The sequence below is a fragment of the Mesorhizobium sp. M7A.F.Ca.CA.001.08.2.1 genome (genome assembly GCF_003998455.1).
Taxonomy (GTDB): Bacteria; Pseudomonadota; Alphaproteobacteria; order Rhizobiales; family Rhizobiaceae; genus Mesorhizobium; species Mesorhizobium ciceri.
Genome location: NZ_RZPW01000623.1, coordinates 1 through 3,836, shown reverse-complemented (window position 1 = coordinate 3,836; position 3,836 = coordinate 1). Strand labels below are relative to the sequence as shown.

The 3,836-nt window shown below is 61.3% G+C and carries 4 protein-coding genes; 2 read left to right on the top strand and 2 right to left on the bottom strand.

Annotated elements, in window-relative coordinates; genetic code table 11:
* On the top strand, window positions 1-1,017 hold a 1,017-nt coding region (locus tag EN914_RS27685), incomplete at its 5' end, for a biotin/lipoyl-containing protein (RefSeq protein ID WP_348631943.1).
* A gap of 77 nt (window positions 1,018-1,094) precedes the next feature.
* On the opposite strand, the gene EN914_RS27680 is transcribed toward EN914_RS27685, so the two are convergent.
* Complete coding sequence (locus tag EN914_RS27680; RefSeq protein ID WP_024505727.1) at window positions 1,095-2,216, bottom strand: branched-chain amino acid ABC transporter substrate-binding protein; 1,122 nt, start codon at window positions 2,214-2,216, stop codon at window positions 1,095-1,097.
* Between the two features lie 392 nt (window positions 2,217-2,608).
* Window positions 2,609-2,875 (bottom strand): sel1 repeat family protein, encoded by a 267-nt coding sequence (locus EN914_RS27675; protein WP_013532614.1) that lies wholly within the window; start codon window positions 2,873-2,875, stop codon window positions 2,609-2,611.
* Window positions 2,876-3,321: 446 nt separating this feature from the next.
* On the opposite strand from EN914_RS27675, the gene EN914_RS27670 reads away from it, so the two are divergent.
* The gene (locus EN914_RS27670) at window positions 3,322-3,663 is read left to right on the top strand and encodes a DUF2147 domain-containing protein (RefSeq protein WP_013532615.1); all 342 of its coding nucleotides are present in this window, start codon (window positions 3,322-3,324) and stop codon (window positions 3,661-3,663) included.
* Window positions 3,664-3,836: the final 173 nt, after the last annotated feature.

Here is a 3,836-nt window from a genome sequence, read left to right as displayed (position 1 = left end):
GGCGAAAAGCTGCCCAAGACGCAAAGCGAGATCGCGCTCGTCGGCCATGCCTTCGAGGCGCGCATCTATGCCGAGGACGCGGCAAAAGGGTTCCTGCCGGCGACCGGTACGCTGCATCATCTGAAATTTCCGGATGCGGCCCCGCAAGGCGCCACGATGCGCATCGAGACTGGCGTGCGAGCGGGTGACGCCATCTCGCCCTATTACGACCCGATGATTGCCAAGCTGGTCGTCCACGCAACGGACAGGCAGGCGGCTCTCGAAGCTCTCGGTGCAGTGCTGTCGCGAACCGAGGTCGCCGGCTCGACCGTCAACACCGCCTTTCTTGCCGCTCTCGCCGCCGATCCGGATTTCGCCGCAGGCGATGTCGACACCAGCCTGATCGCCAGGCACCAGACGGCGCTGACCGAGGTCGCGCCGCCGACTGGCGAAACCATCGCTGCCGCGGCCGTTGCGGCCTCCGGCGCCGGAGTATCGCCGTCACCCAACGATCCGTGGTCGTCGCTTGCCGGTTATGCGCATTTCCACAGCGTGGCGCGACGCACACGATTGAAGTTTGGCGAAGACGAAATCGTGGCGAAAGTTTCGGTGCGGCATGACGGGCGGTTCCAGGTGACGCTGGACAAGCCCTATGACGACACCAATTCGCGTGATTTTCGCTCAACACCACGCCTCGCCCGCTGGCCAGGCCACATCACCGTGTTCGAAGGCGCCGTCGGCTACACCTTTACGGTGCCGGACCCGCTGGCACGGGCCGACGAGGCAGCGGCGGGTTCAGGCAGCCTGCGCGCGCCGATGCCGGGACTGGTCAAGCTGGTACGCGTGGGAAAGGGCGATGCCGTGATCAAGGGCCAACCGCTGCTGATCCTGGAGGCGATGAAGATGGAACACACCATCGCCGCGCCGCATGACGGTGTGATCGCCGAGATTGCCACCGAGGGCGCGCAGGTGACCGACGGGACAGTGCTGGTGCGATTCTTCGAGGAACAAGCTATCTCGATCGCTGTAGCCAGCTGACGGTTTGAAGGTAAACAACAAAATGGCCGGGACGAACCCGGCCATTTCTCTATGCTATTCAGTCGCCGGGCCGGCGATTACTGCGCGATCGGCGCATATTTTCCGTCATGCCACTGGTTGATGTCGTAGCTGGCATTCTTGAGATCGCCCTTCTCGTCGAAGGTGACATTACCGACGACGGTGCTGATCGGCGTGCCGTTCTTCAGCGCCTCGGCAACCTTGGCCGGATCGTCGCTGCCGGCACGCTTGATGCCTTCGGCGAATGCCTGGATGGTGGCGTATGAGAACAGCGTGAAGCCCTCCGGCACGAAACCGCCGGCCTTGATCTTCTCGACGGCTGCCTTGGCTTCCGGCTTTGCCTGCGGATCCGACGGGAAGACGAACATGGTGCCCTCGCCGGCCGGGCCAGCGACCTGCCAGAATTCCGGCGAGGCGATGGAGTCCGGCATGATCAGCTGGAACTTCAGGTTCTGTTCCGCCGACTGACGCAGGATCAGGCCAGCTTCAGGATGGTAGCCGCCGAAATAGACGACGTCGGCTTTCAAGTCCTTGAGCTTGGTAACGAGAGCCGAATAGTCCTTCTCGCCAGCGTTGATGCCGTCATAGTAGACCTCCTTGAGGCCGCCGGCATTCATCGTTGCCCTGACGGCGTCAGCCACGCCCTGTCCGTAGGCGCTCTTGTCGTGCAGGACGACGACATTCTTGCCGGCGAACTTCTTGGCGATCCATGGGCCGATGAAGGCGCCCTGCGCATCGTCACGCGTATAAAGGCGCATGATCGTCGGCCAGCCGGCCTTGGCGGCCGCGTCGGTCAGCACCGGGTTGGAAGAAGCCGGGCTCATCATCAGCGCGCCGGCTTCGGCATAGACGGCCGAGGCCGGAATGCTCGAACCCGAGCAGGCATGGCCGTCGATGAACTTGACGCCATCGGCGACGACGCGGTTGGCAACCGACACCGCCTGCTTGGGATCGCACTGGTCGTCTTCGATATCAAGCTTGATCATCGAGCCGTTGACGCCGCCTGCGGCGTTGATCTCATCGGCAGCGGCCTGTGCGCCCTGCTTGAACTGATCGCCGATGGTGGCGAGCTGTCCGGTCATCGGGCCAATCACCGCAAAGGTGATATCGTCGGCGAATGCGACCGGCGTGCTCATCATCAGGCCGAATATGGCCGCGTTCAAAATACTCAATTTTTTCATGATGGTAGAACTCCTCCACTCACGCGCGGCCGCCCCGGCCACGCTTCTTCCAGAGAGGCGGGACAATTTCATCCTTCATTCGGCCTGTCTAGGCGCATTGGCGCCGCTCGATTGGGCCTGCAAGACGTCATCCACGCAAAAAGCCACGCCAGCCTTGTTCCGGCTGGTCGTGGCTTTTTTGCCCGTCGAGCAATCTCCAGGCGCCCCCGCCCTAAAAATCCCGCTCAGCTTCCCTGTGTCGCGCACGACTGGGCCTTGCGGCCTGCCGCGTTCTTTCTCTTGCCCTCGTGACCGTCTTGCGCGGCCTTCAATTTCGCCGGGTCCGGCCGTCTGTGCGGCCTTGATCCCGGAGCTTCCCTGTCTTCGATAGGCCCGTCTGCGATTGGCAGATTTCAGTGCATGGTCATCCATTCGCGGGCTTCGCGAAGCGCCGTGGCGATCTCGACCTTCGACATGGCCGCTGATAGTTCCGAGCGCAGTTCCGCGGCGCGGGCCGAGCCCTTGATGGCGGCGATGTTGAACCATTTGTGGGCGGCAACGACATCGGTCTCGCAATCGCGGCCGGTCGCATACATCATGCCCAGTTCGAAAAGGATGTCGGCCTGGGCAGTTGCCCCCATGGCGCCGAAACCTGCTTCAAGCATTTCAAAACGTGCCATTTCAATCCCCTGTTTCCGGCCCCTGTCAGGCTCCCGAGAGCTGCCTTCTTTCGTCCTTGGCGGCTGCTCTTCCGATGCTTTCGAGAATGCCGTGCAGGCTTGAATCCGTCGTTAAATGGCGTGCTTAATTTGAGGAAAACAAAGCTAAAACAAGAGGTAAACGCGGAAATTCGTTAAGGATACAAAGCCAGCAATTCAGCCTGCTTGCGTCAAATTTGACGAAAATTTCCCGATGCCAAGTCAAGACTCCGCTAACCACAGGAGACAAAGGCGATGCGCCGATCGTTTCATTTCCTTGGCCAGGAGGCGCATTCGGGGCCCTTCAAAATCCGAAAGTCTTCCGTTGCGGCACCGCTTTTGTTTTGCCGGGAGCTGGATTAGCTTACGTTTGCGTAAGCGGCAGACCGAGGCGGAGCATCCGGCCGGACATCTAAAGGGAGGAAGACATGTTTCGAAGAGTGAGCCTGGCCCTTGCGGCCACATTGATCATGGCCGGTGCGGCCTGGGCCGATCCGATCGAGGGCAATTGGAAGACGCAGGCCGGCGACACCGCAGCCATCGCTGGCGGCGGCTCGTTTTCCATCACGCTCAAGTCCGGCAAATATGCCGGCAAGACCATCGGCTCCCTCAAGGCGACGGGCGACAACAAATATGCCGGCAACATCACCGATCCGGCAAACGACAAGACCTATTCGGGCAAGGCGACATTGTCGGGCACCTCTCTCAAGATGAGCGGCTGCGTGCTCGGCGGGCTGATCTGCAAGAGCCAGACCTGGCACAAGCTCTGATCGAGCGCATCTTTCCGACCTGATGACGGGGCCCCGACGGGCCCCGTCAGGCTGCTGACAAACCCCTGGCATTTGCCGGGGGTTTTTGATTCACTGGGTCATGTTGAAGCGACCCGCCCCTGAACAGACCGCGCTCGAGATGGTAACGCTGGATCAGTTGGTTCCGGCTGATC

What these genes read in the sequence shown, in the direction of transcription:
- EN914_RS27680 (WP_024505727.1), bottom strand. Translation starts at nt 2,216, where the DNA reads ATGAAAAAATTGAGTATTTTGAACGCGGCCATATTCGGCCTGATGATG.
- EN914_RS27675 (WP_013532614.1), bottom strand. Translation starts at nt 2,875, where the DNA reads ATGGCACGTTTTGAAATGCTTGAAGCAGGTTTCGGCGCCATGGGGGCA.
- EN914_RS27670 (WP_013532615.1), top strand. Translation starts at nt 3,322, where the DNA reads ATGTTTCGAAGAGTGAGCCTGGCCCTTGCGGCCACATTGATCATGGCC.